Below are 26,439 nucleotides of genomic sequence, written 5' to 3'. Positions count from 1 at the left end.
ATATTAATAAAACAAGCTGCAAACGGACTATTCCGATATAGAGTTCTTATTTAATGGTAAGGTCACCCAGATGATCAGGCAGTGGGCCAGTTGTATGTAGGGTATGAATGATAATGATTCGTCTTAATAATGAAACTTCTTAACTGATAAAATGAAACTCAAAAGAATACTCGTAGCAACTGTTGCCTTTGCATTGGGTGTCAACACGCTTTTTGCCCAAAAAACAAAACCCCTTTTCCCTGACATGCCGGGGATGGTTTCTTACACTTTCCGCAAGAGCCTGGCCAAAGACCCTGCGGCTACGTTGGATACATTGCAGCAGCTTGGCATTAAAGACATGGAATTTTCAAGTTTGTTCGGAAAAACGGCAGCTGAGCTGCGCAAGCTTCTGGATGAGCGGGGGATCAAATGTTCATCCTTTGGTGTGCAATATTCGGACGCATTGAATAAAACGAAAGAAGTGGGAGAGAATGCTAAAGCGCTGGGGGCGAAGTTCGTACGCGTTGCCTGGATTCCGCATAAAGGCCCTTTCACATTGGAAATGGCTCAGCAGACTGTTGCTGATTTTAACAAGATCGGTAAGCAATTGAAAGAGGAATTCGGCCTCACATTTTGCTACCATAATCATGGTTATGAGTTTGAAAAACATGAAGACGGCACTTTGATGGATTATCTGATCCAGAAAACAGACCCGAAATATGTCAGCTTTGAAATTGATCTGTTATGGACTTTTTTCCCAGGCGCCGACCCTGCTGCACTGATCGCAAAGTATCCTAAGCGCTTCAAATTAATGCACATGAAGGATTTGAAAAAGGGAGTGACCGGAAACATGTCCGGAGGAACGCCTGTTGAAAACGACGTGGCATTAGGAACCGGACAACTCGACATTCCAGCCATTCTGAAAGCCGCGAAAAAATCGTCTATTGAACATTACTATATAGAAGACGAGAGCCCGAGTTACGCTACGCAGGTGCCGCAGACCATTGCCTATCTGAAAAGTCTGACTTACTAAATTAAAACGAAACCGGGCCGCTTAGCAGTCCGGTTTCGTTTTTTAAATGCCTACAGGGCAGGGTTAGCAAGCGGTTTAAAGCTTATTCTTCCGGATCGGCAATGTCTATCCAGGTAGGCGCATGGTCACTCGATTTCTCCCAACCACGGACCTCCTTATCCACACCCGCCGCAAGCAGGCGCGCATCCACGTGCGGACTTAGCAAAAAGTGATCGATGCGAAGGCCGGCATTGCGGCCGTAAGCATTTCTGAAATAGTCCCAGAATGTGTATATCGTTTCATCGGGATGCAATTTCCGGATGGCATCCGTCCAGCCCTGGTCCACAACCTTCTTGAAAGCCTCCCGGACCTCGGGACGGAAAAGCGCATCGTCTACCCACCGTTCGGGTTTGTAAACGTCCAGCTCAGTGGGCATCACATTGTAGTCCCCCGCCAGGACGACCGGCACATCGTAAGCCAGCAATTCCGCAGCGTGTGCTGTAAAGTGTTCGAACCAGCGCAATTTGTATTCCAGCTTCGGCCCGGGCGCCGGGTTGCCATTTGGCAGGTAAAGACAGCCTACGAGCATTCCGTTCACAATGGCCTCAATGTATCGGCTATGCAGATCATCTTCATAGCCGGGAAGCGTTCTGCGCACTTCTTTCAGTTCCAAGCCCCGTGACAGGATCGCTACGCCATTCCAGCTTTTCTGACCATGCCAAATCGCATTGTAACCCGCGTCCAATAGGGCTTTTTCGGGAAATTTCTCCTGCGGCGCTTTTAATTCCTGCAAACAAACGACATCGGGTTTTGTCATTTCCAGCCAGCGCAGCAGCACTGGCAGCCGGCCATTGACTCCATTGACATTATAGGTGGCAATTCTCATAGCAGTCGATCAGTGATTTGATTAAAATATGAATATAAAAATCAGTCCTGGTGAAAGTGAAGTCTGGCCGTTTGCCAGGAGACATTATAAGCCTGGATTTATCAAAAATAGCCTGCTATCGGCCCTAAGCCGGTAGAATAGGGCGTGGGCAAGCCTTTTTTCAATAACATTTACAGTACACAAGAGATGAAAATCAAGTTTTATGCGCCGCAATGGGGCAACACCCTGCCTTTTGACGCTTTTTGCAGCCATGTAAAATCAGCAGGTTACGACGGCGTTGAGATGGCGCTGCCTTTTGACCGGGAGGAAACGGACGTAATCCTGGAAGCGCTGGCCAAGCATGGCCTCGAACTGATTGGTCAGTATTGGCAGTCATTTGAACGGGACATTGATGCGCATGCGGCTAGTTATGAAAAGTGTCTTCGAAATCTGATCGCAGCCAAGCCGGTCTTTATCAACTGCCAGACCGGAAAAGATTACTTTTCTTTTGATCATAACAAGCGGCTTTTTGATCTGGCTGCTTCGCTTGCAGCAGAATCCGGCATCCCCATTATCCATGAAACGCATCGTGGAAAAAGTTTATACGCCGCGCATGTTACGCACGGATATCTTTCACAAATCCCGGATCTGCGCATTACGCTGGACATTTCTCACTGGTGCAACGTGCACGAGTCGCTGCTGGAAGATCAGGTGGAAGAGGTCGCATTAGCAATAGCACATACAGACCACATTCACAGTAGGGTAGGCCACGCCGAAGGGCCGCAGGTAAATGACCCCCGCGCACCCGAATGGGCAGAAACGCTTGAAACACATTTGCAATGGTGGGACCAGGTGGTTGCTTCGCATCACGCAAAGCAGTCGCAGCTCACCGTCACTACCGAATTCGGCCCTTCACCTTACATGCCGTCGTTACCATACGCACAAACGCCCGTGGCGAGCCAGTGGGACATTAATGTATACATGATGAATCTTTTAAAGGAACGATATCGTCAGGAGACCGCCTCTGCGAGACATTGATTGCTATAACATTCAGGCAAATGCATCATATTTTCAGGAACCAAAATCGAGATGGGGCGCTTGTATAATGTAGCATGGACCAGAAATCTTATCACGTAAAGAAAAGCCAGAGAGTCGTCGGAGTGTTAATTGCCGCCGCATTTACAGGTGTAATATCCGCATTGATCGCAGATACGCTTAAAGTGATCACGGAACATTACGAGGAGAATTTGCTTGAAAAGATCCATGAAAACGCCTATCTCATTTTTGTTTTGCCACTGATCGGCATCACGACGATCCATGTGCTCAGGCGATTTCTTTTCAGGAATAAGGCCAATAAAGGCATCAAAGAGGTTTTGGACACGATCAATAAAAATGGAAATACGCTTCCCGCATACAAGGTCCCTTCCCATTACTTTAACGGATTCCTGACAGTCATTTTCGGCGGATCAACTGGCATCGAAGTTTCCACAGTCGTTGCTACGGCGTCGGTAGGCGCATTATCGAGTCGCAAAGTGAGTTATCTCAAAAAATACAGGACCGATCTCGTTTGTTCGGGCCTGGCTGCGGGCGTTACAGCATTGTTCAATGCGCCTATTGCGGGTTTTTTGTTTGCATTTGAGGTTTTTACCAAAAGAAAAAGCAAGCTGCATACAGCCAGCGTCATTACGGCCGTGCTGGTTTCTTACCTGTTAACCCGCTATTTCTTTTTCAAACAGATATTCAATTTCAATGTCTCCGTTTGGAATGGCTACGCCTTGCCTTACTTTGTATTGCTCGGGGTTATCGCTGGATTTAATTCGGTGTACCTGACCAAAAGTGTCCTCTTTTTCAAACGTTTTTTCAGCTCTTTGAACAATGACCTCACCAAAATCCTGGCTGGTTCGTTGCTGATTTCGTTGCTTGTTTTCTTCTTTCCCAGCTTATATGGCGAAGGCTACGCCGGGATCAATAACCTGTTGAAACTCACGCCGGACACTGCAATGTCAACCATTTTACCATTGTTGCTGATCTTGCTTTTGAAACCGCTGGCAACCTCCATAACATTAGGCGCCGGGGGCGATGGCGGGGTTTTCGCACCCAGCTTATTCATTGGCGCGTTCCTTGGATTGATCGTTTGTACGGTCTTAAACCATTTTTTCGGCCTTAATCTGATCGCTGTCAATTTTATGGTCATCGGCATGGCAGCAGTACTGAGCGGCAGCATTCACGCACCCTTCACAGCGATTTTCCTGGTTTGTGCCATCGCTGATAACTATATGCTTTTCGTCCCTATTGTAGTGGCCAGCCTTATTTCCAAGCTGGTTGCACATTACATTTTCCCTTACACCGTCTACACATACAAAGCACCTGCTTTGGCGAAAGTGCAGCAGTAAGCATTCGGGAGATATCATAATAAGGTAATTTGTCAGCACATATATTTGACTAATTTTATTGGTCAAATATATCCTAACCTTATGATCCTACGCAGCGCGCTGTTTTGGCTCTGGCTTTCAGTCAGCAGTCTTTTTTCCTCATTTTGTTTTTCCCAAAGTGTAACTGAAATCCGGTCGTTTCAGGTAACTGAAGCAAAGCAGGCTGTTGCCGTTGATGCAGATCATTTTTATGTTATCAACAACAACACCATAACCAAACATACCAAATCTGACGGCAAGCAAGTTGCTGTTTGGGACGGCTCAAAAGAAGGCATCAAACATTTAAACAGCGGCGTGGTCATTAAAGGAAAAATGTATTGCGCCAACACAAATTACCCTGAAATTCCGATGGCAAGCTCCATTGAAATCTTCGATGTGAAGTCAATGCAACACATTGGTAACCATAGCTTTGGCATCGCTCAGCACGGCTCTTTGACATGGATAAATCAGAGAGATGGCTTTTGGTGGTGCGGGTTTGCACATTATTCCGGAAAAGAAGCCAGCGAAGGCAGGGACACCCGATGGACGGCGGTAGTAAAATACGATCCCGAATGGCGCCAGCTTGAATCCTGGGTTTTTCCCAAGCATATTATAGCTCTTTTTACGCCGAAAAGTAATTCAGGCGGCGCCTGGGGCGAAGACGGATTGCTCTATTGCACAGGTCACGACGAGCAGGACCTTTACGTCATGCGCCTCCCGAAATCTGGATTCACGCTCGAACACGTCCGTACGCTACCCGCACCAATGCACGGTCAAGGCATCGCCATGGACCATTGGGTAAAGGGCAAGCAAATCATCTACGGCATCAACCGCGCCGAAAAAAAAGTGATTGCAGCTGAAATCAAGTGAGAGGCTTGCTCTGAAAGCGGGTGGGGATGGTAAGTGTTGAGTTTCTAACATTTATTCCAAATCCCTAAGCTCGCTTCGAGCGCATGGCTTTTACGGTTTTTAGCTTTTCGTCGGAGGAGAGTTTGTTATATTCTTTTGATTCGAGGCCGTATAACGCAACTTTTCCTTCGGCGTTGCTGTGGACGCCCCAGCCGTATCGCTTCGTGAGTGGTGAGGCTCTTAGGCAGGGCTGGCCCTTGGAAAAGAATTTTTCGCGCTCTGCTTCAAGCTCCGCCTCGTCCAGACCCTGGCGAACGGCGTAAGTCTGGAAGATCACGTCGTCGGATGTGTATTGATAGGGATGGGTGCTGATGATTTCAAACTGAATGGTGGCGACAGATTTTTCGCCCCCCTTTGTTGGCGGCACTTCGCTCGCTTTGGCCTGGCTGTCTTCTGCAACCTGGATAAATGTATCGAAGTAATTAGTTGTATGCGTCTTCATTTGTTCGGAATAGATGTTTTTGATACTAATGTAAACAATATAAAAAGTCGGGAAGTAATTACAAAAAGTTAACTTTGAACAAACAAACTGATATAAAATGAAAGCGACATTTGCATTCTTATTTTTACTGATTTCGGCTCCTCTATGGGCACAACTTCCTGCTGCCGATGATCTGTCTACGTCCAAAGGCCCCCTGAAAATACAGCCGCTCAACCACGCCACCATGTCGCTGACCTGGGCCGGAAAGACAATTTATGTGGATCCATATGGCGGCACGAAAACATTCAAAGGCATTGCTGCACCCGATCTTGTCCTGATTTCAGACATTCACGGCGACCATTTCGATCCCAAAACATTGGATTCTCTGGACCTGAGCAAAGCCATCATCGTAGCACCGAAAGCGGTCATTGATATGATGTCGGACAAGCTGAAAGCCAAAGCCGTTGCAGTTAATAACGGTCAGACAATCAGCAAACTGGATATCTCTATCATGGGTATTCCGATGTATAACCTTCCCGAATCAGCGGATGCAAAACATACCAAAGGCCGCGGCAATGGTTATGTATTGAAATTTGGTGACAAAACGGTCTATATCAGCGGTGACACAGCCGGAATCCCGGAAATGCGCGCGTTGAAGAACATTGATCTGGCATTCGTTTGCATGAACCTTCCCTACACCATGGACGTGCCCGAAGCTGCCTCCGCAGTCCTGGATTTCAAACCAAAAATCGTTTATCCTTACCACTACCGCGGCCAAAACGGCCTAAGCGACACCGAAGCTTTCAAAAAGCTGGTGAATGCCGGCGATAAGAAAATCGATGTGAGGCTTAGGGATTGGTATTCTATTAAGTAAACATCAACCACAATTGACTCTTGACCATAACTGTGTTATATTTGAAAAAAGCACAGCTATGGTCATCACACGTCAGGATCGAAATATTATTATTGAGGCTAGCGACTCCATCAATATGGGCGCAGTCCAAAAGGTAATTGACTACATTAACATTCTCGAGATAGTTGCCAAGAATCAAGGCTCAGAGGAACAGGCTTCTGATTTGGCTGAATTGGTTAATAAGAGTTGGTGGTCTGAAAACAAATCGCGTTTTCTTCCATGATCGTTGTCATCGATACAAACATCTTATTTAGCGCCTGCATATCTCCAAACAACCGAATTTCCGAAATTCTTTTCAGCCCTCTGCCAAACATAGAGCGGATAAGTTGTTACTATGCAATGGCAGAGTTGTTCAAGCATCAGGCCAAAATTGTTCAGCTCTCCAGGCAGCCGATAGAAGCGGTGAGCACGTTGCTGTATACGATTATGAAGCAGGTTGATTTCCTGAATGAGAAAATGATAGCAACTGAACATTTTGAGGAAGCGGATAGGTTGACTGCCGGTGTTGACTCAAACGACTTGGCTTTTGTGGCGCTCAGTTTACAGAAAAACGGAATGCTATGGACAGGTGATAAAAAACTCACTAACCACTTAAAAAGCCTCGGGTTCGATCGTGTAGTTAACACGAATGATCTCTATGAGCTGTTGGATATCAGCTGAACTGTAAGGGTCTCCCGCCATTATATATTAAACCAGAATTGTCGCAAAACACCCTGCGATTTGTCGTATAATCCCTGTTGCTTGTGGCGGCTGGGCGGTATTTTTGTTTAGGCACCGACTGGTTTGAAAATGGCGACGCGTATCTCTCCCTATCTGACATTCAATGGTAATTGCAAGGAAGCAATGCACTTTTATAAGGATTGCTTTGGCGGGAAACTCACGCTCGAAACGATCGGCGACACGCCTTATGCCATAGAGTTTCCGGATGACATGCAGCATCAGGTTATGCATGCAATGCTTACGACTGTGGAGTTTACTATCATGGCCACTGATTTCATGGGTGGGCACGTGTTTGTTGCTGATAATGATATTTCTATCGCATTGTTATTTGATGATCAGCAGGAGATCATCCGTTGCTTTTCGAAGCTTGCTGCTGACGGAAAGGTTATTTACGCATTAAATCCTGAACCCACCGAGGTGCTTTTCGGTGTGGTCCAGGATCAGTTTGACATCATCTGGATGTTTAATTATAATACCAACTGCTATAACAGCCCTTGCTAAGCAATTACGTTAGCCATACTACTTTTTGACTGGAAGCATGATCTGCGCCGATGACGTCGCTGTAAAGTTCGGGCCGGCGTGCCATTCTGTAACGGTGACCACCCGCCTGGGTCAGTTTCTCCGGTGTGCATGTGGCGATCGCGATGTCATCGCCAAGTGTTCTGCATTCTGCTATAATGTCGCCAAATGGGTCGAGGATCATAGAGCAGCCGTTTTTGAGCTGATCGTCGTCCATCCCGATCGGATTTGAGAATATGGCATAAATCCCATTGTCATAAGCTCTTGCCGGCAGCCATTTCATAAGCCAGGCACGCCCTTTCAAGCCGTCAAATTCCAGCCGGAGCGCGGTCGGATCTTCATGCCTTTTTTCCCATAAAGCCGGATCGGCAAAGCCAGCGCCGGGGCGGGTGGAGGGTGTCATCATGGTCACGTGCGGCATGAAGATAATGTCCGCGCCAAGCAATGCAGTAGCACGCACATTTTCGACAATGTTATTATCGTAGCAGATTAGTATCCCGCATTTCCAGCCATACAAATCGAACACAACGTATTCGCTGCCCGGCGTGAGGTTGCTGTTGATGAACGGATGCAGTTTTCTGAATTTGGCGATCAAACCTGTTTTGTCCACGCAAACGTATGCCTTGAAAAGATTTCCCGCTTCGTCTTTCTCAAAAAGTCCGGCCAGTACGGCAATGTTATGTCTGGCAGCAATGTCTACGAGTTTCGTTATGCTGGGCCCGTCGGGAATGGGCTCGGCAAGTTCGGTGAGTTGCTCGCGATCGAGCTTTCTGGCGAATGTGTAGCCAGTCACGGAACATTCGTGAAAAGCGATAACCTGCGCGCCGTCGGCTGCTGCTTTCTCCGCCAGCCTGTCGATAGCGAGCAGATTGTAGGCCTTGTCACCGCTTTTGTTTTCAAACTGGGCCGTAGCAATTTTTAGGTTCTGCATACAAATAAGATCTTTTTGTACAAAGCTATATGCTATGAGCATAACTGGAAATAGAAAGCGCCGAGAAGTTGCAACCGAGTTTCTGAACGGTAAATTCCCGGCAGTCTGCATTATTGGATTATTTTATTTAATAATTAGATAAAAAAGTTGCCAGGTAAGGTTTGGTTAATGTTTTATTAATCATTTCTTAATAAGCCTCGCTTTACTTTGACCCATGGTTTGGCCAACCTGCTACACTTGAATTGCTGTCACCGACTTTAAATGACTTTATGGAAAATCAACTTTTATTAAAACGGGAAGTATTGCGAAGCTTCCAGAAATACCTCTTGCAATGCTGCCTGGCATTCGCTGTCACACTGCTGGCGGGGCACATGGCGCTGGCGCAGGAAACCAACATTTCCGGTGAAATCAGGGATGAAAAAAACAGCGCGATCCCTGGCGCGAGCATTGTTTTGCAAGGCACCGCAAAAGGAACTACAACCGACGCAGATGGCCGTTTTTCATTGAGCGTTCCAAGATCAGGCTCCGTGCTCATCGTGAGCTTTCTGGGTTATAAGCGCCAGGAAATTGTGGTGGGAAGCCAAACGAATTTTCAGATCAGACTGGAACCTAGCACCGACGACTTACAGGAAGTGGTGGTTGTAGGATACGGAACGCAGCGTAAACAAACGCTCACCGGTGCGATCTCCAACATTGTTTCCGAAGACATTAAAACCACCACGCATACGAGTCTTGCGCAGAGCCTGCAGGGAAAAGTGGCTGGTGTGCAGATCCGTCAGAACTCGGGGGAACCGGGTTCATTCAGTACAAGCATTAACATCCGTGGGTTTGGCGAGCCGCTTTATGTGGTGGACGGCGTAGCGCGTGACGGCGGTTATGAATTTCAAAAGATCAATCCGGATGATATCGAAAGCATTTCTGTGTTAAAGGATGCTTCTGCTGCGATTTTCGGGATACGGGCAGGGAATGGTGTCGTGATCGTAACAACCAAGAAAGGCAGTAAGGGCAAGCCTAAGTTCAGCTATAACGCGGTTTACGGACGCCAGAGCCCTACGGATGTTCCGCAAATGACTTCTGCATTACAATGGGCTGAAATGCGGAATGATGCTGCCAGAAACCTGGGCGAAACGCCGGTATATACTGCCGATGAAATCGAAAAATTCAGAAAAGGAGCGCCTGGATATGAAGGAACAGACTGGTATAAGACAGTTTTGAACAAATCAGCTTCACAGCAGCAACATTTTCTTTCGGCTTCCGGTGGGGAAGGGGCTGTGTCGTATTTTACGAGTTTTGGTTTTCAAAATGAAAATGGCCTTTTGAAAAGCAAGGATATGGGTTACAAAAAGTACACTTTCCGGGCGAATGTGGGCATTGATCTTACCCAAAACCTGAAAGCAGACCTGATCCTTTCCGGGCTATTTGACAAAAGAGATCAGCCTGGGGACAACTTTTTCAATATTTACAAAGGAACAAGGATTGCACTGGCGACAGAGCGGCCTTATGCCAATGACAATCCAAAATATCCTTCGTTGCTGAGCGGTGGCTACAATCCCGTTGCGCTTGCAGATGGCGACCTGACCGGCTACAATGAAGAAGCGAACAAATTTTTCCAGTCGACCTTTGCATTAACGTATTCGGTTCCGTTTGTTCCGGGATTGAAATTGAAGGGATTGGTAGCTTACGACAGCAACAATTACCGGAATAAATCAGTCTCAAAAAGCTATAACCTGTACACTTACGATGCAGCGACGGATAAATACACGGCGCATTTGCAACGGAATCCTTCACGCATTGGCAATAATTTTTCGGATAACAATCGTGTCACATTTCAGGGACAGTTGTTTTACAACACAGTAATCGCCAAGAACCACAACTTAGGGGCAACATTGGTTTACGAACAACAGGAATCCAAAAACCGCTGGGCGGGATTGGGAAGGGAATATGCTTTTTATACCAATGACCAGATTGACCAGGCCGGGCTTAACAACCAGACAACCAGTGGCTCAGAAAGCGAATATGCGAGCCAATCGTTTGTAGGAAGATTGAACTACGATTTTAAAGAAAAATATCTGCTTGAAGTTGCGGCGCGCTATGACGGTTCTTACCGCTACCACCCGGATCGTCGCTGGGGACTGTTCCCGGTGGTCTCGGCCGGCTGGCGGGTTTCCGAAGAACAATTTATGGACAAGATTCCATTGATTTCAAATCTTAAACTGAGAGGTTCTTACGGGCTTGTAGGCGCCGATGCAGGCGCGCCCTTCCAGTATGTGCCCGGCTTCTCACTCACGGGCGGGGGCGGATATGAGTTTACCAACGGCAACTATACAACCGGTGCCGCTTCACCCGCCATTGTTAACGAACAACTAACCTGGTTCAAATCGAAAATCAAGGACGTCGGCATAGACATTGGGCTTTGGGACAACCGCATCGACCTGACTTTTGATGTATACCAACGCGACCGCAAAGGCTTGCTGGCCAGAAGGAATGTTTCATTGCCCAACACATTCGGCGGAACATTGCCGGACGAAAACCTGAACAGCGACCGGGTGCAAGGAATTGAATTTTCCGCTGCCTACAATGGTCAGATACGCGATTTCAAATATGGCATTTCGGGGAATTTCAACTTTGCCCGCACCATGAACCGCTACGTGGAAAGAGGTGATTTCCTGAACAGCATGGATAAATGGAAAACAGGAACAACCAACCGCTGGAACGACGTCGTATGGGCTTATCAGTTAGAAGGCCAGTTCCAAAACAAAGATGAGGTGATTTATGCGCCGATTCAGAATGGCGACCTGGGTAACACACGTGAGCTTCCCGGTGATTTTAAATACAAAGATGTGGACGGAAACGGCATGATCGATGGGAATGATGCATTGCCTTTGTTCTTTGGCGGCGATCCGAAAATGTATTACGGCGTGACATTGAATGCTTCCTGGAAGGGTTTTGACTTCACAGCATTGTTCCAGGGATCGGGAAAATACAGCGTGCGTTTCCGCGAAGTATATGCTGAGGTTTTTGCCTTCCGCGGCAACACGCCAGAATATTTTTATGACAGATGGCATCTGGATGGTGATAATGAGTGGATTCCAGGAAAATGGCCTGCTTCGCGTTTCAATTATAATGTCGGTGCGATGTATGCAGAAAGCTCGGCGTGGCGGAAAGATGCTTCGTATCTGCGGTTTAAAAGCGCGCAGCTGGGTTACACTTTCAATTTGGCATGGCTTAAAAAGATCGGTATTGATGACGTGCGGATCTACGGAAATGCGCACAACATTTTCACCTGGGCCGATCCGTTCGTGAAGCCATTTGACCCGGAAAAAATTGAAGGATTGTTTGGCGCAGGCCTTACTTATCCCGTAACCAGAAGCTACAACTTTGGTATTAATGTTACATTCTAACAGCTGAAATAATGAAATTGACCAAACATATATTCATGCTCCTTGTGCTGCTAACGGCCATTAGCTGCGACAATGTGCTCGATAAGCAGCCATTGGACAAATTGCAGGGAGAAAACCTCTTTTCCAATCCGGAAGGGGTCAAATTATACATGGCGAATTTGTATTATCAATTGCCTATCGAGGATTTTACGTTTTTCAGACAGGGTTTCAACTGGAATACAGGCGACCCCAACAATGGTGGATTCGCACCTGCCATGATCACCGACGAAGCGGTTCACACGGAGTTTGGGGATTTCATCGGTAATGATGATTTTCAATGGTGGGACCAGGGTTACAAGCTCATCCGCGACACCAATATCTTGATCGACATTATCCCTACATTGGATGTGAGCGAAGACGAGACCAAAGCACTTGTGGGCGAAAGTGCGTTTATTCGTGCATATGCCTATTTTGCATTGGTAAAAAGATACGGCGGCGTTCCGCTGATCACGGCTGTCCAAAAATATGAAGGCGATGTGGAAGCGCTGAAAGTGCCGCGCAGCACAGAAAAAGAGACGTGGGATTTTGTCTTAAAAGAATGTGACATCGCCATTGCAAACCTGGCCGATTCATGGCCTGGCGGTGAGAGGCGTGCTACAAAATGGGTGGCTTATGCACTCAAATCCAGGGCTGCATTGCATGCTGCTTCGCTGGCAAAATATGGAGACAGGGCACCAATTTCCGGCACTGCGGTGGATCAGAAACTGGTTGGATTAGAAAAATCGGCTGCTGCGGAGTACTATAAGGCTGCCATAGAAGCTTCTGAGGCGATTATCTCATCGGGCAAATTTGCGCTTTACAAGCCTTCACCTGCCAGTCCTGAGGAAGCTGCGGAAAACTATCGAAAGCTTTTCGAAGATCCGAACATTGCGCCTACGGAAGCTATTTTTATCAAAGGTTATGCACGTCCAGGTTCAGGAACGGGACATAATTACGGCATCTGGTTTCAGCCCAACCAGACCGCTAACGGATGGCCGCACCCAGGCCGCATGAATCCGACGCTGGACCTGATCGATGCTTATGAAAGTTATACAAATCCAGGACAAAGTGCACCGGTTACCACGACCGTTGCGGGCAATGATGTGAGCGATTACAATGGTTTTGATCCTGCCAAGAATTACAAGCGTTACGACGATCCTGCTGGAATTTATAAAGATAAGGATGCACGCTTATGGGCAACGGCAATCCTGCCGGGGACTGCCTGGAAGGGCCAGAAGATTATCATTCAGGCGGGTTTCATCAAACCGGACGGTAGCGCACAGCTGTTTGGCGGTGAACCAATCAAGGTTGGTAGCGCGACCATTTATCCATACGGTGCAGCCGACAGGACACAATATTCAGGCTTCGATACCTGGGGAGGAAATAACACCCGCACGGGCGTCAGCTTCAAGAAATTTTTGAATGAGGGCGTGAATGTTGCGCCGGGCTGGAACCAGACCGTTTCTGACTGGGCAGACTTCCGTTATGCCGAAATTCTTCTGAATTACGCCGAAGCCATCGTTGAAAGCGGCACCGGAACGGCGACAAAAGGGGCACAGGCATTGAATGACATTCGCCGCCGGGCAGGCCATACCAAAGACATTCCTTTAACGATCGATAATGTGATCCGGGAAAGAAGGGTTGAGCTGGCTTTTGAGAACAAACGTTTCTGGGATTTGATCAGAAGGCGTGAATATCATACGCTATTCAACAACCGCGTACGCCATGCGCTTGTTCCTGTGCTGGATCTGCGTGTTACGCCTGCAAAATACATTTTCATCCGTCAGAACATTGCAAGGCTAAACCCGGCAACATTCGATTACAAGAACTATTACCGCTATGTTCCGGGTATCGGTGCGAATGGATTGGTACAAAATCCGCAGTATTAGGCCGTTCAGCCAGTGATCTGATTAGAAATTAAAACATTGAACTAAAATCGCAAAAATTGTGAAATCACCGATATACGTAAGCGCGCTGGCATTAATGCTCTTTGCGGCGGGCTGTAAAATAGACAATTACCCTGCACCGGATGCGCAGCTTTACGGAACTTTCCTGGATGCGGAAACCAATGAGCCGGTGGAGCAGGACATTATCCGCGGGAGTACGATCGAATATATTGAGCATGGTTATGCATCTCAAACAAAGCAGGTTATGCTAGTCAAAAATGACGGAACATACCGTAACAACCTGATCTTCGCGAATCAATACACGATTACACCGGTAAGGGGAAATTTTGTTCCTACTGAGCCGCAGGAAGTGACCGTTGCTGGCGAAACCCAGCTTGATTTTAAAGTGCAGCCTTACATTCGTTTGAAAGATGCGAAAATTGAAAAGTCGGGCTCCAAGGTGATCGCGACGTTCAAAATCCAGCAGACCGTAATCAACAATGTGCGGAAAATTGGTCTTTATGCACATCCTGAACCATCCGTAGGGGAGCCTATGCGGACTGTTTTGTCAGAAACGGAGATCAATGGGGCGACGGATCCCAACAAGGTATACAAGCTGGAAATTGATATTCCTTCTAACAGCAATAACTTGAAAACAGGTAACCAATATTTTTTCCGGGTCGGAGCGATTATTGATGCCCCGGAATCCAAGTTTAACTATGCGAAGGCGGTGCGGATTGCTTTGTGACGGAGCGATGAGCTGTTAGGCTGTGAGGGATGAGCGCTGTCAGGTGTGGTGTCCCTGGATTAAAATCCAGGGTTAGGTGTCTTTCGAGCCTGACGGCTCTTTTGAGACGAAACCTGATTTGGGCAGAAAAGAGCCATCAGGCTCGACCATTTTCTTGCGATGGATTTCAATCCATCGAATGCAGTGATGTTTTTTAATCCCTGGATTAAAATCCAGGGTTAGGTGTCTTTCGAGCCTGACGGCTCTTTTGAGCAGAAACCTGCTTTGAGCAGAAAAGAGCCGTCAGGCTCGACCATTTACTTGCGATGGATTTCAATCCATCGAATTCAGTGATGATTTTTTAATCCCTGGATTGAAATCTAGGGTTAGGGTGTGTTTCGAGCCTGACGGCTCGTTTGGGCGAAAGCTGCTTCGGGCAGAAAAGAGCCGTCAGGCTCGACCATTTACTTGCGATGGATTTCAATCATCGGCTTGATGATTTTTTAAATCCTGGATTAAAATCTAGGGTTAGGGTGTGTTTCGAGCCCGACGGCTCTTTTGGGCGAAAGCTGCTCGAGCAGACAAGAGCCATCAGGCTCGACCATTTCTTGCGATGGATTTCAATCCATCGGCTTGATGTTTTTTTAATCCCTGGATTAAAATCCAGGGTTAGGGTGTCTTTCGAGCCTGACGGCTCTTTTGAGGAGAAACCTGCTTTGGGCAGAAAAGAGCCGTCAGGCTCGACCATTTACTTGCGATGGATTTCAATCCATCGGTTTGATAATATTTCAATTCATCCAAAACTAAGATTTTTAAACTAAACCTTTAACCATGAAGTTTTTTCGATTCCTTTTACTCTTGCCTTTTCTTTCATTCGGATGTAATGGTTCGGATGGTGTTAAGCAACCTGTTGATCCTAAACCAATTGAGGAAGTTAAGTATGATGAAACCGGTGTGCTTTTTAAGAGCTACAAAGGACTGGTAATGGCCGGTTACCAGGGCTGGTTTACTGCCGAAGGTGATGGTGCTGGCCGCGGCTGGCATCATTACCAAAAAGGTGGCAAGTTCGAGCCAGGTTCCACTTCTATCGACTTTTGGCCGGATGTAAGCGACTATCCTAAAACGTATAAGACCGCCTTTAAATACAAAAACGGTGAAACAGCGCCGATTTACAGCCCATACGATGAAGAGAGCGTCGACCTGCATTTCAAGTGGATGAAGGAGCATGGCATTGACGGCGTTTATATGCAGCGGTTTGTGTCGGAAGTGAAGGGCGAGAGCGGCAAAAAGCATTTTAATAAAGTGCTGGCCAATGCATTGAAAGCTTCCAAAAAATATGGCAGGGCGATCAGCATTATGTACGATCTGAGCGGCTCTACATCTGCGGATATGGATTTTATCGTAAAAGATTGGGAGGAGCTGCAAAGCACATTTAAGCTTTTTGATAACAAAGAAAATCCGCAATATCTGCGCCATAACGGCCGGCCTTTGCTGGCGATCTGGGGCGTGGGATTCAATGACGGGCGCAAGTACACCATTGCAGATATTCAAAAACTCGTTGAAAAAGTAAAAGGGCCGACCAAAAAGGCTTCAATCTTGCTGGGCGTGCCTTATTACTGGAGAAGTCTGGGCAAGGATACGGAAAATTCCACTTTGCTGCATACAGTTGTAAAAAGCGTGGATGTGGTGATGCCCTGGGCAGTTGGGCGCTACAATGCATCCACGTATACGAGCGTTGCGGGACCTAATTTACCGGCCGACATCGCCTGGTGCAAGGCCAACAATGTGGATTACGCGCCGCTCGTTTTTCCTGGTTTTAGCTGGGGTAATTTGAAGAACGACAAATCGCTCTATAACGAGATCCCCCGCGGAAAAGGGGACTTCTTATGGCAACAGATTGCAGGTGCAAAGCTTTCGGGCGCCGAGGCGTTGTACGTGGCAATGTTCGACGAGGTGGATGAAGGAACGGCGATTTTCAAATGCCGGCGTGAAGGTGAATTGCCCGAAAATGCAGGCGGGAAATTCGTAGGGATAGAGGCGGATCTGAAAACGGATCACTATCTGTGGCTCACCGGACAAGGCGCCAAATGGTTTCACGGAGAGCCGGGTTTCAGTGCTAAGAAACCTGAAAGACCGAATTAAGTTTGGAAACGGGCGGTCAGGAATGTAAAACTTCCGGCATGTCCTTTTGAAATTCTTCCCCGTAAATCCGGCTGTATTCTCTGGCGAAATTCTCAAAAGTCGTTTTCGCCAGAGAATGCTTGCCCAAAAGCGCCAGCGCCTTGCATTTGATGGTCATCGCTTCTTCATTAACCGGGTCAAAATAAAAGATATAATTGGCAACTTTAATCATAAATTCCGGATCATCCGTGATTTTTACGGAAGTAACATAACGCAAGTAAGCATCGACGATCTCGTTCGAAATTTCAGATTTAAAGCTGTCCAGCCACTCATATTCCAGGTCGGCGAGAAATGTGCCGCGTTTGCTGATCTGCGACAGGTCTACAATGTCCTGCTTCGAAAGCACGCGCTTATCGGACACCAGCTTCAAATATTCGGCATAATCGACGTGGATCTGCTCATAATCAATGTTGACGCGCCAATAACCGCTTTCCTTGGAAACATGGCACCATTTGAGTTTGTCCAAAATCCCTTTCAGCTTCGCAATGTTAACGGCGCGGTTGTTGCGGGCACTCTCAGACGATTTATCGGACCAAAGCAATTCCTTCAATCTTTCAGAACTAATCCCTTCCCGGCGCACGGAATGTAACAGGATTACCAGGAAAAGCTCCTTCAACAAAGGCGTGAATAACCTTGTAATCTCAGTCCCTTCATCATCAAACAATTGCAGGTTACCAAAGAGCATAATGCTGCTATGAAGCGGAAGGACCTTCGTTTCAATGCTTTTTTCAGGAATGTTAATGACAGGAACGGTTGCAAGGCCAGCCTCCATGTCCGGATGTTTTTCGGCAGGAATAGGAAGAGTTGTTTGAACCGTTTCAACGGGTTTACGCCTTTTGTAAAAATATATCCCTGCAATCACGGCCACCGCCGCTCCGATGATCCAGAACATATTTCCTGGCTTCGCAGAAGCCTGCGCAATAGTGGGAACTGTTGCTAATGGCGGGGAGAAGAGGGAGTAGATCGAGACTTTTGTCTGGTTTTTGTCTGTCCGGAATAGGGTTACTGCGACAAACCTGTCTGTCGATTCATCGAAAAACAGGTCTGCAAATGATTCCGTATCAATGAATTCGAAAGGGATCTTTGAGCCGACGGCCTTGTATTCTGGCTTCGAAAGCGATCCGGTGATGAGCTGTAACTCAGAGTTGAATTTGTCTTTTGGGGAAATCAGCGCATAATATGCGTTTTCTTTTTCCCGGACGATCATGGAGTTGGCAAATACAAAATCCTCCTGAGGAGCTTTCAGCTCATATATTTTTTTAAATGTCCCGGTTTTGGTATTAAAATAAATGAGATCGTACCAGTTTCTCGGGTTCAGAATTTGCCTGCCGGTAATGCTGCCATATCCGCCCATTATGTACGCACCGCCCGTTGCCTCGCCTGCGGCCGCCAGATAACGCGGCGAAAAAACACTGTCTTGCGGGCTCGCTTGCGACCATTGTCCGGTTGCCGGCTTATATTTTTGAATAATGTTTTTGTATTCAAGATGGCCGTAACCGCCTAGTATATAAATCGTTGAATCCGTTTTGGAGTAAAATTTATTGGCATGCAGGAAATGCGTTTTCAATTCGGCCTTTACATTGTTTTTGTCCCATTTGCGGCCGATCGTATCAAAACTGGCGACCTGTTTTTCGTTGATAAAAAGGTTATAGATCCGGTTTTTTGATTTCTCATAAAACACCTGATTGTCCATAAAAAGTGGCTGGTTCTCATGCGGAATGCGCTTTGTCAGGTTGTTAGAAATGTGGTAGGATGTCAATGTATCGGTTCCAGCCACGTAAACGATCCCGGTTGATTGGTCGCAGGTAACGCGGGCCGGGCCTTGCACCAGGAACGTTTGCAATGGCTGCCATTCGTGATGCATCTTTTTGATCCATAAGGGATTCGTAACGAGGCCATCTGTATTTTTTGTCGTTCCAATTGCTTTAACCCCGGCCATTTCATCCAGATTCCACCGGTATTTTTCACTGCCGTTTTCGCTGATGGCCACATTCCGGATTTTCATCGGCGGAACGTCCGTCGTATTGAAGTTTTTGTATTTGTTTGCCCCAAAGAGAATCTTGAAACAGCCATTTTTCTCCAAAGCAACTGCCTGCCTGAATTGTTGCGTCCGGCTGAAAACCGTAAGCGTGCCAGTGCTTTTATCAAACACCAGCCTTATTTTGTTCCAATGCTGGTAAAGCGCGTTTTCGCTGATATCAAAGGCAATCTTGGAAAATTTATCGCCTATAACCACCTTAAAGCGGTCTTTATTCAAAGAAGAGTTGTCATAGAGAATGTCAATGTTCTTCTGGTCGTTTTCGATAAGACGGACAATGTAGCCGAAGTAATTTTTTTTGTGTTTGAGAAAAGAAACCTCAAAGGACAGCTCGAAATTTTTATCAAAACATAATGTCCCGTCCGGCGAAAGATCCAGGCCGGTCCTTTTATCCTGCACCGATTCAAAACTTTCAAAACCAAGTCCGTAAGATTGGGCAAGGCACAAGTTGATCATCCCGTATCCAAACTGGAATGCAAGCAGGATGACAACGACTTTTAAACATTTACACATATTCAAACGACCACGATCTGGCAGGGTACTAATATTGGCTTAATAAGTAAATATTAAGATTTTTTTGTCTCTATTTTACTTTGCTCCCAATTTATTTGTTTCACCAACAATCCAGCCAGGTTGCCGGGAAGCAAAAAAGGCACCGGAATAATATCCCGATGCCTTTTCGATATGCAACTTTAAGATTCTATTTTACCGGTTTCTTGAAAACAGCTGAGTCCACAGGCGTGTTTACGGATACTTTGTTGGTAATGAACGACATTGTGCCCATTTGCGCGTTGGTAATGTCCATGATGTTGGGAAATTTAACGCCTTCCACTTCCTTGTAATCCGAAAGCTCGATCTCGCCGCTCTGCCCATTCATGTCCACTTTTACCTTACTAACCAGGAATGTTTCCGCGTCCAGATATTCGTCCATTGATGTGCCTTCCTTCGAAGTTACTTTCAGGTGATACACATCTTTCTTGTCCAGTTTTTCTTTGCCGACAAGCTCCACTTTGTTGCCCTTTTCCTTATAGTTAACAAGGCCGCCAAACGGATCCAGGGATGCAATCTGTTGTTTCAGCTGATCGGCAGGCATATCCTCAGGCTCGCCCGTTCCGCCCATTTGTGCCGGACGGATCATCCAGCCCTTGGAATCGTCCACAACCTGCACCATTGAATTGCCCATAATAGTCGATTCATTGCGAAGCGATTTGCCCACCACAAGAATCGTTTTCGTTGGGATTTCCATTCCCTGAACAGCCAGTGAACGTTCGGTGATAACCGTGTTAACGGCTTTAATTTTATCCATTCCGCCAAGCGCAGCCACATGCTTATCCACGATTTCATCGACAGTTTGCGCAAAGGTGCTTGCCGAGATCAATGCCGCTGCAACAGCGACGAACAATTTGGTTGTTTTCATATGTAGGTTTATTTGGAGTAAGTAGCTTTTTATCCTCTTAAAGTACTGATAGTTAAATTACTACCGGGGTGTTCCGCCACCTGCCGGAGCCGGACCGGATTGCTGTCCGCCGCCTTCGCTTTTCACATCGTCGTTGTTAACCGATTTCGCCTTGCGTTTTGGCGCATCCATGGTCATCTTTCCGATTTTGTATGTAAATGTCAGCCTTATGCCTCGGTTGTACATGTAAATGTCGTTCACCTGATTGAATTCCAGCGATTTCAGTTCGGTGTGCATTTTGAAACGTCTGCTCAGGAAGTTTTCGGCTGCAAGTCCAAGGCTAGCTTTTTTATCCGCAAATTCTTTTTTCACACCCACGGTATAAAATCCGAAACCACCCTGGTAACCCTGCAACTGGACCGTATTTCCCTGCATAAATCCGAACGCCTGTGCGCCCCAGCCATTTTTGAATGTTGCCTGAGAAAACAACCCGCCGCTCACCACAAAACCTGTATTCTCCAATTTCCGTGTAACACCTTTTTCCAGTGTCTGACCAGTCAGTGTGGCATAATACATGTTGGAGAAGATCCCGAAGCTGATCTTGGAAGTGGCAGCCACGTTTGCGAAAATGTTTACACCATAAGCGTGCTGTTTTCCAATATTCTCATAAGTGGTAATAATGGCTCCTTCAAGCGTATCCGATGGCTGGCGCACTTGCGAGATGGCATTGTTGGTGACGCGGCCAAAGAAAGTGGCATTCACGAACGTCTTTTTGATGTTTTTACTAACGCCTAACTCGAAGTTGTTTGTAAGCTCGGGTCTCAGTTCCGGGTTACCGATGGTAATGTTCTGCGGGTTGGCAGAGTTGAAGTTCGGGTTCAGTTGCTGTAATCCGGGACGTTGGATCCGGCGGTTATAACCCAGTTTCAATGTTGTTCCTTTAAAAGTTTTGGAAGCATTTACACTCGGCACAAGCACGCCATAATTTCCTACGCCCACAGTTCCTTCATTGGTGCTTGCATCGATAAATGTATGCTCGTAACGCAAACCTCCTTTGAAAGTATAACGCTTCTTGGTTGTATAAGTGTAGGAACTGTAACCAGCCGCAATGTTCTGGTGATAGGTCAGATCTCCCGCGGGCTGATTCAGTTCGGGACGGAAGTCGCCGGTTGGTTCAGCGATCAGGAAGTTGTATGCGCTGGTAACCTCTCTGAAAATAGCTTTTCCACCAAATTCGAGCAACTGGTTTTTCTTGATAGGTGTCTGATAATCAGATTGAAATGTAAACTCTTGGTTGATGCTTTTGTTCAGGTTGCGCTGACGGTTAACGAGCTCGCTGCTGCCATTCAGGATATCTGCGTCAAAGTCGTTGGTCAGGTCGTTTCGGCTGTAAAGCGTCGAAATGCTCCATTCCTGCTGTGGTTTGAAAGTATGCAGGTAATCAATGTTCGCATCAATCGTTCCCGAAAGATTCTTCGCATCCACATTGCGGGCGGTGTTGAAGTCCATTTCACCCGTTTTCATGATGCGTGTCATCAGGTCCTGCTGGCTGCGGAAATTCCGGACCCCATAACGCACACCGGCCGTAATGCTTTGATTTTTGGCCAGGTCATAATCAAATCCAAGGTTGTAATTTCCAAATAATCCACGGCTTGATCCGTCGCCCGTTTGGCGCGTTACCGTGGAAACGTTGTCGACAATGCTGGTCTGTTCGAGGTTTGTTTTCGTGATCGTATTGTACATGCCGCGTCCGAAACCGCCGATGGTGAAACCAGCTTTTCCTTTGCGGTAACCACCATTCAGCGAGAGAATAGATCCTCTGTTTCCAATGCCGGAGTCCACATTCAGGTTCAATCCCTGCAAGCTGTTTTTCTTGGTAATAATGTTAATGATCCCGCCTGAACCTTCGGCATCGTATTTGGCCGATGGGCTTGTGATCACTTCCACTGTTTTGATCTGATCGGCAGGAATTTGCTTCAACGCATCTGCAACGCTGTTGGCAATGATCGTGCTCGGTTTGTTGTTCACCAGCACGCGAATGTTCTGGCTTCCGCGCAAAGACACATTACCGTCCAGGTCGACTGTTAGTAACGGCACTTTTCTCAAAATATCCGTCGCATCTCCGCCTTTTGCCGTAATGTCCTTTTCTGCATTATAAACAAGCCTGTCAACTTTTTCTTCTATCAAAGCAGCTTGTCCGGTAACCGTAACTTCGTTCAAAGTTTTCGTATTGGATGACAAAGTAATTACGCCAAGATCCAGTTCCTGGCCTTTCCCGATTGCAATGTTATCTATTGTTTTATTTACAAATCCAATAAACGAAATCAAGACTTTGTAATCGCCCGCTGCGAGCTTGGATAATGTGAATTTTCCTTTTTCATCGGCTACTGTTCCGTCCACAGCCTGGCCGGTTGCTTTATTATAAAGTGCAATGCTTGCGAATTCAATGCCTTTTGCGGATGAAGAGTCAACGATTGCGCCGGATAGTTTTGCGTTTCCTTTCGGAGTTTGGTCGCCCGCAGTTCCGGGCAGTGCTTTGGGCTGGGCGGTTCCGCCGGCACCTGGAAATTGTGCAATTGCAGGAGAAACGAGGGTGGCCAGAATGATGATTGAAGCTAGAAAAAGTTTATTCATTTTTATAGGATTGTATTTGCACCATAAAAATGCAACAGAATAAAAAAACCTTATAGTAAATTATGATAAAGGCTTGATTAAACGGGATGGATGAAGCGCTGGGACAGATGGAAGTGTGGGATGATATGCATGCAGATGCATAGCCTGATTTAGACATCTGTATCGTATATATGGAGATTAGAGAAATAATTAGGATTAAACTTTGAATCCTATTTGTAAAATGACTAAAATCGGTATGACTATCTCGGTTAAAGCCATATTATTTGCGTCATGCGTCTTGGGAATGCTGGCTTGCGGACCCGAGCTGCCTCAGGATGTACAGCTTGCGTACGAGGAACTGCCGGAAAAGCTGGATTATAATCAGCATGTGAAACCGGTGCTGTCCGACAAATGCTTCGCCTGTCACGGACCGGATAAAGCCAAACAAAAGGCCGGGTTAAGGCTTGATTTACAGGAAGCTGCATATAGTGTTCTTCCGGAAAATAAAGGGAAAGTGGCGATTGACCCGGGCAGCCTGAAAAACAGCGAAGTATTCCACCGCATTCTTTCAGGCGATCCTAATTATATGATGCCGACGCCGGCATCGCATTTGAGTTTGAACGCCAGGGAAAAGGCAATTTTGATCAAATGGATCGAAGAAGGCGCTGCTTACAAACCACATTGGGCCTTTGTGAAGCCTGAAAAAGTGGAAATCCCAGACGTCAAAAATAATAACTGGATCAAAAACCAGATCGATCATTTTATCCTGGCCAAGCTGGAAACCGAAAATCTCAGACCTTCCGCCGAAGCAGATAAAGAACTTTTACTGCGTCGGTTATCATTCGATTTGACCGGATTGCCTCCATCCATTGCAGAAATGGATGGCTTCTTAAATGACAAGTCGGCCAATGCTTATGAAAAACAGGTTGACCGGCTCATGAACTCACCACATTATGGCGAAAAAATGGCTGTCGACTGGCTGGATCTGGCGCGTTTTGCGGATTCGCATGGCTATACTGTGGATCGTCTCCGTGACATGTCACCTTACCGCGACTGGGTTATCGGCGCATTCAACGGGAATTTGCCTTATGATAAATTCCTGCAATGGCAGCTCGCCGGCGACCTGATGCCAAAACCTACAAAAGAAATGCTGATCGCTACTGCATTCAACCGGAACCATCAGCAGAATATGGAGGGTGGGATCATTGAAGAAGAGTTTCAAACGGAGTATGTCGTAGACCGCACCAATACATTCGGCGATGCAATGCTTGGATTATCAGTAGGTTGTGCCAAATGTCACGACCATAAATACGATCCGATTTCCCAAAAAAACTACTACGAGCTGTTCAGCTTTTTCAATAATGTAAAAGAAGCTGGACAAATTTCATGGGACGACGCCCTTCCCACGCCAACGCTCATGCTACCGACCGATGCGGAGGAGACGATGCTGAAATTCCTGAAATCGCGGGAAATGGAGCAGCAAAAGGCTGTCGTGCAAATGAAAAACAGTGATCAGGCTGGTTTCGAGAAATGGCTCAGCAGTGCTGGTTTGCGGAAGTTGGCGGGTGAAAGAATTCCGTTGGCGGGTTTACAAGCACATTTTTCGTTTGATAAAAGCGCATTAAGCAGTAAAGGTTTATCCAATGAGGTCAATCAGGCTGAAAAGGCGGTGATGAAACGGGAGTCGGGCCAGCCGGGCGGAAAGCCGGTTTTTGTGACGAATCGAGATGGTTATGCCATGCGATTTGACGGTGATGTTTTTTTGGATTTAAACCAAACCGGTGTTTTCAGAAAGTCGGAACCTTTCAGCATTGGGATCTGGGTGAATGTTCCTGAGGAAATGAAAGAGGGGGTGATTTTGCATAAGAGTCAGGCGGAGCGGCTTTATAATTTTCGAGGCTATCATCTCTATCTGAAAAATAATAAGCTGGAACTGAATATGGCGCATACTTCGCCTTCAAATGCGATTACAAAAGTTTCGAAAGACAATGTGCCGAGAAATAAATGGATCCAGCTGACAATCACTTATGACGGATCGTCGAAAGCTGCTGGTTTTAAGCTGTTTATGAATGGCGCAGAAATGGCGATGGTTACGGAAACGGATCAGCTGACCAAAGATATTTTATTCAATTCTAATGTGCAGCCCGGCCTTCAAATAGGTGCCTGGTGGCGTGGCAATGGTTTCAAGAATGGTCTGGCAGACGATATAGTAGTGTACAAACGGGCGCTAACCCCGTTTGAAATCGGCATTTTGGCAGCAAAAAATGATTGGAAGTCGATTATTTCCTCAGATCAAACCGCATGGACGGACGAGCAGCGGAAGGTGTTGAAAGAATATTATTTATCAGCTGTTTCTCAATCGGTTACCAAAGCGGAAATGGATCTTCAAAAGACCCGGACTGCGCTGGCTGATTCTACGGAGCATATCAAGGAATTAATGGTAATGCAGGAAATGCCAAAACGGAAAAAGGCGCACATTTTGCTGCGCGGAAATTACGATTCTTTCGGGGAAGAGGTTTTCCCTAACACACCCGAATCAATATTGGCATTCCCTGAAAATTTACCCAAAAACAGATACGGACTCGCGCAGTGGTTGACGAGTAAGGACAATCCGCTGACGGCCCGAGTCGCGGTGAACCGGTTCTGGCAGAACTTCTTTGGCACCGGGTTGGTGAAAACAACGGAAGATTTTGGTAACCAGGGAGAAATGCCCAGCCACCTTGAATTGCTGGATTGGCTGGCGATTCGTTTTCAGGAATCGGAATGGAATGTGAAAGAGCTTAATAAGCTGATTGTCATGTCGGCCACTTACCGGCAGCGCTCGGACGTTTCGAAGGAAGTGCGCGAAAGAGACCCGGAAAACCGGTTACTTTCGCACAGTCCTGCCAACCGGCTTACCGCCGAAATGATCCGGGATAATGCATTGGCAGCGAGCGGATTGATCAATAAAAAAATTGGTGGAAAGAGCGTCAAGCCTTATCAGCCGGATGGGCTTTGGGAGATTAATAATACAAGTTATCAACGGGATTCAGGCGACGCAATCTACCGGCGGAGCTTATATGTGATCACCAAAAGATCCGTCCCAAATCCTACGCTCGCCACATTCGATGCTACGTCGCGTAGTTTTTGCGTGGTAAGGCGGCAAAAAACCAACACCCCACTGCAAGCGCTTGTCACATTGAATGATCCGACGTTCAACGAAGCCATGAAAGTGATGGGGCAGCAAATGGCTTCAATGAAGAATACAAATGATGCCATTATAATGGCTTACCGCAGATTGACAGGCAGAAAGCCTTCGCCGAAGGAAGTTGTGCTTTTGATGGATCTGCAAAGAAAGCAGGTCGAAAAGTTTAGCAAAGAACCCGGAAAAGCGTTGGGCTGGCTTGCGCAAGGGCAGTTTGTTATTGACAAAAGAATGGATATGACCCAAATAGCGGCTAATGCAGTTGTAGCAAGCACGATATTGAATTCGGATGCATCCCTAACCAAGCGATGAACC

General features: G+C 46.7%; 19 protein-coding genes. 13 read left to right on the top strand and 6 right to left on the bottom strand.

The window, feature by feature from the left end; all coding sequences use genetic code 11:
- Positions 1–151: 151 nt before the first annotated feature.
- Positions 152–1,012, top strand: a complete 861-nt coding sequence (locus tag NFI80_RS07235; RefSeq protein ID WP_235158849.1) for a sugar phosphate isomerase/epimerase family protein — start codon at positions 152–154, stop codon at positions 1,010–1,012.
- 82 nt (positions 1,013–1,094) lie between these two features.
- On the opposite strand, the gene xth is transcribed toward NFI80_RS07235, so the two are convergent.
- Positions 1,095–1,877 (bottom strand): exodeoxyribonuclease III, encoded by a 783-nt coding sequence (xth, locus tag NFI80_RS07230; protein ID WP_235158848.1) that lies wholly within the window; start codon positions 1,875–1,877, stop codon positions 1,095–1,097.
- Positions 1,878–2,063: 186 nt separating this feature from the next.
- On the opposite strand from xth, the gene NFI80_RS07225 reads away from it, so the two are divergent.
- From NFI80_RS07225 to NFI80_RS07215, 3 genes are all read left to right on the top strand, one after another.
- Positions 2,064–2,894: a sugar phosphate isomerase/epimerase family protein gene (locus tag NFI80_RS07225; RefSeq protein ID WP_235163646.1), complete on the top strand. Its 831-nt coding sequence runs from the start codon at positions 2,064–2,066 to the stop codon at positions 2,892–2,894.
- Positions 2,895–2,968: 74 nt separating this feature from the next.
- Positions 2,969–4,249, top strand: a complete 1,281-nt coding sequence (locus NFI80_RS07220; RefSeq protein WP_235163647.1) for a chloride channel protein — start codon at positions 2,969–2,971, stop codon at positions 4,247–4,249.
- A gap of 81 nt (positions 4,250–4,330) precedes the next feature.
- Positions 4,331–5,137: a hypothetical protein gene (locus NFI80_RS07215; protein WP_235163648.1), complete on the top strand. Its 807-nt coding sequence runs from the start codon at positions 4,331–4,333 to the stop codon at positions 5,135–5,137.
- 64 nt (positions 5,138–5,201) lie between these two features.
- On the opposite strand, the gene NFI80_RS07210 is transcribed toward NFI80_RS07215, so the two are convergent.
- Complete coding sequence (locus tag NFI80_RS07210) at positions 5,202–5,618, bottom strand: DUF6157 family protein (RefSeq protein ID WP_235163649.1); 417 nt, start codon at positions 5,616–5,618, stop codon at positions 5,202–5,204.
- 97 nt (positions 5,619–5,715) lie between these two features.
- On the opposite strand from NFI80_RS07210, the gene NFI80_RS07205 reads away from it, so the two are divergent.
- The 4 genes from NFI80_RS07205 (at position 5,716) to NFI80_RS07190 (ending at position 7,731) form a co-directional block, all read left to right on the top strand.
- On the top strand, positions 5,716–6,471 hold the full coding sequence (locus NFI80_RS07205) for an MBL fold metallo-hydrolase (protein ID WP_235163650.1): 756 nt from the start codon (positions 5,716–5,718) through the stop codon (positions 6,469–6,471).
- A 58-nt stretch (positions 6,472–6,529) separates the two neighbouring features.
- Positions 6,530–6,733: a hypothetical protein gene (locus NFI80_RS07200; protein ID WP_235163651.1), complete on the top strand. Its 204-nt coding sequence runs from the start codon at positions 6,530–6,532 to the stop codon at positions 6,731–6,733.
- The gene (locus NFI80_RS07195; RefSeq protein WP_235163652.1) at positions 6,730–7,170 is read left to right on the top strand and encodes a PIN domain-containing protein; all 441 of its coding nucleotides are present in this window, start codon (positions 6,730–6,732) and stop codon (positions 7,168–7,170) included. Before NFI80_RS07200 ends, NFI80_RS07195 begins: the two co-directional genes overlap by 4 nt.
- Positions 7,171–7,299: 129 nt before the next feature.
- The gene (locus tag NFI80_RS07190; RefSeq protein WP_235163653.1) at positions 7,300–7,731 is read left to right on the top strand and encodes a VOC family protein; all 432 of its coding nucleotides are present in this window, start codon (positions 7,300–7,302) and stop codon (positions 7,729–7,731) included.
- Positions 7,732–7,735: 4 nt separating this feature from the next.
- Here the strand turns inward: NFI80_RS07190 and NFI80_RS07185 are convergent, their stop codons facing one another.
- A complete protein-coding gene (locus tag NFI80_RS07185; RefSeq protein WP_235158837.1) occupies positions 7,736–8,680 on the bottom strand; it encodes a nitrilase family protein in 945 nt (314 codons plus the stop codon).
- Between the two features lie 269 nt (positions 8,681–8,949).
- Here NFI80_RS07185 and NFI80_RS07180 point away from each other — a divergent pair, with 269 nt between their 5' ends.
- The 4 genes from NFI80_RS07180 to NFI80_RS07165 all read left to right on the top strand — a co-directional run bounded on the left by NFI80_RS07180 (position 8,950) and on the right by NFI80_RS07165 (position 16,854).
- On the top strand, positions 8,950–12,081 hold the full coding sequence (locus NFI80_RS07180; RefSeq protein WP_235163654.1) for a SusC/RagA family TonB-linked outer membrane protein: 3,132 nt from the start codon (positions 8,950–8,952) through the stop codon (positions 12,079–12,081).
- An 11-nt stretch (positions 12,082–12,092) separates the two neighbouring features.
- On the top strand, positions 12,093–13,988 hold the full coding sequence (locus NFI80_RS07175) for a RagB/SusD family nutrient uptake outer membrane protein (protein WP_235163655.1): 1,896 nt from the start codon (positions 12,093–12,095) through the stop codon (positions 13,986–13,988).
- A 58-nt stretch (positions 13,989–14,046) separates the two neighbouring features.
- A complete protein-coding gene (locus NFI80_RS07170; protein WP_235163656.1) occupies positions 14,047–14,733 on the top strand; it encodes a DUF3823 domain-containing protein in 687 nt (228 codons plus the stop codon).
- A gap of 810 nt (positions 14,734–15,543) precedes the next feature.
- The gene (locus NFI80_RS07165; RefSeq protein WP_235163657.1) at positions 15,544–16,854 is read left to right on the top strand and encodes a glycoside hydrolase family 99 protein; all 1,311 of its coding nucleotides are present in this window, start codon (positions 15,544–15,546) and stop codon (positions 16,852–16,854) included.
- Between the two features lie 16 nt (positions 16,855–16,870).
- Here NFI80_RS07165 and NFI80_RS07160 read toward each other — a convergent pair whose 3' ends face one another.
- The 3 genes from NFI80_RS07160 to NFI80_RS07150 all read right to left on the bottom strand — a co-directional run bounded on the left by NFI80_RS07160 (position 16,871) and on the right by NFI80_RS07150 (position 22,961).
- On the bottom strand, positions 16,871–19,444 hold the full coding sequence (locus NFI80_RS07160; RefSeq protein ID WP_235163658.1) for a galactose oxidase: 2,574 nt from the start codon (positions 19,442–19,444) through the stop codon (positions 16,871–16,873).
- Between the two features lie 187 nt (positions 19,445–19,631).
- Positions 19,632–20,348, bottom strand: coding sequence for a LolA-like protein (locus NFI80_RS07155; protein WP_233798494.1), 717 nt, complete (start codon positions 20,346–20,348; stop codon positions 19,632–19,634).
- A 60-nt stretch (positions 20,349–20,408) separates the two neighbouring features.
- On the bottom strand, positions 20,409–22,961 hold the full coding sequence (locus NFI80_RS07150; protein WP_235163659.1) for a TonB-dependent receptor: 2,553 nt from the start codon (positions 22,959–22,961) through the stop codon (positions 20,409–20,411).
- A gap of 235 nt (positions 22,962–23,196) precedes the next feature.
- Here NFI80_RS07150 and NFI80_RS07145 point away from each other — a divergent pair, with 235 nt between their 5' ends.
- The gene (locus NFI80_RS07145; RefSeq protein ID WP_235163660.1) at positions 23,197–26,436 is read left to right on the top strand and encodes a DUF1553 domain-containing protein; all 3,240 of its coding nucleotides are present in this window, start codon (positions 23,197–23,199) and stop codon (positions 26,434–26,436) included.
- The last annotated feature ends 3 nt before the right edge of the window (positions 26,437–26,439 follow it).

Source organism: Dyadobacter chenhuakuii (assembly GCF_023821985.2).
GTDB lineage: Bacteria > Bacteroidota > Bacteroidia > Cytophagales > Spirosomataceae > Dyadobacter > Dyadobacter chenhuakuii.
The sequence above is the reverse complement of the archived record's forward strand: the minus strand, read 5'-3'. Positions and strand labels throughout refer to the sequence as shown.